This window comes from Carboxylicivirga taeanensis (assembly GCF_051851475.1).
Classification (GTDB): Bacteria; Bacteroidota; Bacteroidia; order Bacteroidales; family Marinilabiliaceae; genus Carboxylicivirga; species Carboxylicivirga taeanensis.
The window spans coordinates 1-4,769 of sequence record NZ_JBPUSJ010000032.1 but is presented as its reverse complement, the minus strand read 5'-3'; the positions used below and the strand labels follow the sequence as shown (position 1 = coordinate 4,769).

Sequence of the window (4,769 nt, the reverse complement as noted above, 5' to 3'; positions counted from 1 at the left end):
CCTCCTTATGCATTATTGCAGCTTGTTAGGCACGCCCCTTTTATAACCGGTTAACTAAGTTGTTTTTAAGCCGCACAAAAGGTCTTATCTTCTTCTAAATTGCCCGTGACCTGCCCTATTTTCGCTGAACAACTTTAACGCTCATTTTTGGGACGCAAATCACTGCAGTTCTTTGATATACTGCACTTATCTAACGCGAAATTTGCAAGTCGGACGGGGCGGGCTGATTCCGTAACGCTCATAACTTTCAGTGAAAACGATTAAGTCTTCGATTCACAAACCTTAATGTTTGTGCGAATGTGGGTTGCTGGCCCGTGGGTGAGCAGCAAATTCCTCGAAAGCCTTATCGATCCCAAAAATACCTCGAATTGGGCTTAAAAATATTGGGTGGTGCCTAACGGCTACGTATATGAAACGTTTGGCATTTCGAAGAGCAAACCTGTCAAACCGTTACACTTTTTATTAAATGTAACAGCCTTAAAATTAGCACTATTCGCCAAATGTTTTATATACTTTGTTAGCTGCTGGTGTTCATTCGTTATTAGTTAATTATCAATCTCTTACAACCATAAATCAGTTCAATCGAAGCTCTGCTGTTCCCGAAAAAAATAGTTTTTAGGGTCGGCAAAAAAGCGTTGGCAAACAGACAAGCTCTTTTGCAATATTTGGGTGTGCGTTGGCTTGTGTGAATTGCAAATGTGCTTGGCTGTGTGGGTTGCATTATTCGTTCACTTTATTCGTAATTATTTTTAGTATCTCAACGAACTCTATTTGCTGTTCATTTGATAGTTTCATTTTAAAATTATCTATCTTTTCTTTTGTCTTAAAATCTATATTGAATGAATTTAGAAAATCAACCTCTAAGACTATTGGGTCTTTAGTAGCAAGTATTTCTTCATTATAGGCACTATCTTTTAGTAGGAATGCAAATAAACAAGATTGACCGATTTCGAAATTCACATTCAATAATAAATTATATTGTCCTTTTGTGAGAGTTCTTTGCCTATCAATATTAACTATTTTCCCCGTACCTAATGGATTAAAAAAGATGTTTTCACCAACACTATAATTGTCTGTTTGAACATTATTTAACTCCTTAAGCTGTTTTTCATTTGAAAATAATTTGTTTTTTGATGTATTGCCTTCTGAAATTTCAAGAAGCCTAATTGCTACTTTATCAAGATACTCAAAATCTTGTACTTTTTTCCATCTTGTTGGAATTATAGATTGACCACATAAAGCACCTATTAATCCACCTGCAAATGCGGCTATGCTATCTGAATCAGTACCTAAAGAATTTACAGCCTGTTCCACGGCTTTTAATGGTTGTTTATAGTATTTACAAGTCAAATATATTCCTGCGATTACCGTAGATGTTCCCGAGCCTTTTGTTTCGGATTTGTAACATCCAAGTTTTGATAAAGCATCAAAATCCGAAATTTCGGATGATAGCATTTTATAAGTCAATCTTAGGTAATCCTGTGTCTCATCAAGAATTGTTTTAAATGATTCTTTGAAACTATACTTACTGTTTTTATTCCATTCTTTTTCCCATGAAAAGTATTTCTCTTTACTAAGAAATGATAATGAGAATTTCTCATGTATATCCTTTCCTAGTTCTGTTATAAATGAATTAAAATTGAAATTATCAGGATTAAAACGAAGAATCGTATCAATAGCATACCCATATAGCATAGCACCTAACAATGCTCTCGGGTGTCCGTGAGTAACAATACTATTAGCAAAAATTTCTTCATTAATTTTGTCAATATCACCAAAGTTTGCAAGTGCAATTGGTAAAATTCTCATTGCAGCACCGTTTGCTCCGCTATCTCTGTAGTCAATTGTATTTTTACCTGCTTTAAAAGTAAAGAAGTTATTATTCCATTTAGCAGACTTCCTTTCAATCTTTCTTGCTGCATTTTTTATTGTCCTACCTGCACCTCTTGAATATAATAACCAGTTTGGCAGTTCAATTTTTGAAAAGTATTCATGATTTATAAACCCTTCTTCATTAATGGAGCGAGCAACTGACAATAGTAATTGAGTATCATCAGAGTATGAACCTGCACTAATATTGTCAACGTAGCCATGAAATCGCCCTCCAACATTTTTAGACCAGTTGTGAAATGAATCAACATAATCTTTGTTGTATTTTGATATTAGACTTTCCTTGCTTTTTTCAAATTCAGTAATCCAACCTAATGCATCGCCGATTGCTGAAAGCTTAATACTGCCCTTATATTTTGTTTCTGGTGTCATTAGTTTCTGTTTTGTGAAAAAATACTAGCGTCTACAATAAAGTTTGAAGTATCATAGCCACTTAATGCAGCTTTACCTGAAGCCAAATCATTCTCATCTTTAAAACAAACTTGTAATATATCTGAAACAGAAATATTATCTCTTACTAATACTTCTGCTTGTTCATCTGTAGGGTATTTTGAAGGTAAACTCCCTCTTGTTACTGTTCTAGAATTATATGAAGTTACAACCTGAATGCTTGGAGAAAACAGCATTCTGAATTTTTCAATATCCCCTGTTACACGAACATTTCTTCTATTATGACTATTAGCTGCATTTGTAACTGAAAATAATGTGTCTTTCAGGTAAATATATTTGGGATTAATCTTTAGTACGCACCAAGTTATGTACATATCCTCCGATGTTTTATTTCTAAAACGGTTAAACAAATATGAATTAGGATGTTGAATTGATAAATTAATATAGCTTTTATCATCAAACCTTATTTCATCAGTAAATTCAACATAATCAAAAATATCAAATTGGTCTGCATCCAAACTCTCTAAAACAGCCCTTGAGATAATATTCTTTTGTTCATACATACTGAGCAAATTGATAGTAGGAGTGAAATGAATTAGATATTGAATATCACGTTCTTCAATTTCCTTCAAAAACAATTCATGATTTGGTTTTAATTCCATTAGAGTTTAATTATTTGTACATATTCACGGTCAATCTCATTTATGTATCTACTTGGCGTACCATTTAATGACAAATAAAGTTTCTCTCTTGCTCTTGTCATTGCGGTATACAACAATCTTCTTTCTGTAGAAATATGAATATCATCATTTTCATCATTAAAACCAGGAGGATAAGGAATATTGTCTTCATTAACTTCTGTGATAAAAACATTATCAAATTCAAGCCCCTTAACAGATGAAAGTGTACAAATTTTGACCATCCCATTGTCAAAATTTATAGCAGAATTTTCATTGATTATTTCACAACCAATTTTATTATAAAACAGTAAGTCTTTTAATTTTCTCATTCCATTCCAGTCCCGATGTAATAAAACAGTTAATTCATTTTTTAAATCTATTTGTTTTAGCTTTTCGAGAATATACTGTGTTTCATTATTCCAGTCAGAGCAAAATGATATTTCAGGTTTTTCTCCACCTTTTCTTGCTGGTTCAGCTATTGTAAATTCAGATGGGTCTGGGTCATGATTTAAAAGCGAAGTTGCTGCAAGTGAAATTGCTTCCGTATTTCTGTAATTCTTTTTTAAAGATAACGTTCTATTACCTCTTACTTCGATACCAACTTCTTTCCATGAGAAACCGCTTTTATAAATTCTTTGAGCAGTATCTGCAATGATTGATAAACTCTTTGTTTCAGGAGATACTATTTTTGATATGGTAAGTATTTGAGCTTTACTTAAATCCTGTGCTTCGTCAACAATTATATGAGTATATGGAGCTTCAAATGAAGTATCATTTTCTATTTCTTTTAAACATAAAATAGCATAGTCGTCAAAGTCAATTTTTCCAGCATTTTTTAAATCTTGATTGTATGATTCAAATACACTCCAAATATGCTCTCTGTCAATTTGTGTGACACGGTCTGATGTTCCTCTACCTGTCCTTGGAGCATTCATGTAATCATTTTTAGCAAGAAGTAATTTACCTTTTATCCATTTAAACTCTTCAATAAAAAACTCTACACGTTTATTTAATACATTATTATCAGGGTGTTTGGTGAGTAAAACCTTTCTATGTTTTTCGATTGATGATGATTGAAATGTTGGAAAATTTCTAAAATCTATAAATGCTTCAATTCCTCTATTTCTTAAGAACCAATATGCCCACTTGTGAAAATTAACAACTTGAACATTTAGCCCTGGTGCTGATCGAGGAGTAATTTCTTCGCTGTCTTTTTGATAACCTCCTGAGATATTATGCTTTATTGCTTCAATATAATTCGTTAGAGTTTTATTAAATGTGAATATTGCAACCTTTGTTTCCTTAAATAAATTGTTCTGAGTTTCAATCAGGTGTTTAGCTCGATATAATGCCACTGTTGTTTTTCCACTCCCTGCAACTCCTTTGATTTGTATCGGTTCGATTGCAGGTAAGAATAAAACTCTTTTTTGTTCTCCTTTTAGTATGATTTCTTTTAATGGCATAGGTTCTAACTTTTTTGTGGGATGGAAAATTGCACTCTTTTGCAAATTTCGGTTTGTGGGTCGGCTTGTGCGATTTGCAAATGTGTGCAATGTGCGTAGGCTTCCCCAACTGTCCCGAAGGGCAGAAGCGCGTAGGCAAAAACTATTTTTTTCTTGCACCAACCTTCAAGCAATGAGCCAATATTTTCTATCTGTTTTTTCAATTTTATAATCAGGTTTCTATGTTGCAGTTTGGTTCTTTTCGCTTGCAGCTAACGGATTGCCGTATGAAGCGGCCCGATGCTTGTATATTTGTTCCTTAATTACACTCAATTGCTGCAGCAAACTGCAATTTTAGAATTACGCA

3 protein-coding genes are annotated in these 4,769 nt (G+C 33.2%); all 3 read right to left on the bottom strand.

Annotated elements, in window-relative coordinates; all coding sequences use genetic code 11:
- Positions 1-720: 720 nt before the first annotated feature.
- The 3 genes from ACSX1H_RS18735 to ACSX1H_RS18725 are packed head-to-tail and all read right to left on the bottom strand — an operon-like array spanning position 721 to position 4,423.
- Positions 721-2,262 (bottom strand): ADP-ribosylglycohydrolase family protein, encoded by a 1,542-nt coding sequence (locus ACSX1H_RS18735; RefSeq protein ID WP_439185784.1) that lies wholly within the window; start codon positions 2,260-2,262, stop codon positions 721-723.
- Complete coding sequence (locus ACSX1H_RS18730; protein ID WP_439185783.1) at positions 2,262-2,942, bottom strand: DarT ssDNA thymidine ADP-ribosyltransferase family protein; 681 nt, start codon at positions 2,940-2,942, stop codon at positions 2,262-2,264. The genes ACSX1H_RS18735 and ACSX1H_RS18730 overlap by 1 nt, the downstream gene beginning before the upstream one ends.
- Positions 2,942-4,423: a UvrD-helicase domain-containing protein gene (locus tag ACSX1H_RS18725; RefSeq protein WP_439185782.1), complete on the bottom strand. Its 1,482-nt coding sequence runs from the start codon at positions 4,421-4,423 to the stop codon at positions 2,942-2,944. The genes ACSX1H_RS18730 and ACSX1H_RS18725 overlap by 1 nt, the downstream gene beginning before the upstream one ends.
- Positions 4,424-4,769: the final 346 nt, after the last annotated feature.

Excerpts from the sequence above, each read along its gene's own strand:
- ACSX1H_RS18735 (WP_439185784.1), bottom strand. The coding sequence starts at position 2,262 with ATGACACCAGAAACAAAATATAAGGGCAGTATTAAGCTTTCAGCAATC.
- ACSX1H_RS18730 (WP_439185783.1), bottom strand. The coding sequence starts at position 2,942 with ATGGAATTAAAACCAAATCATGAATTGTTTTTGAAGGAAATTGAAGAA.
- ACSX1H_RS18725 (WP_439185782.1), bottom strand. The coding sequence starts at position 4,423 with ATGCCATTAAAAGAAATCATACTAAAAGGAGAACAAAAAAGAGTTTTA.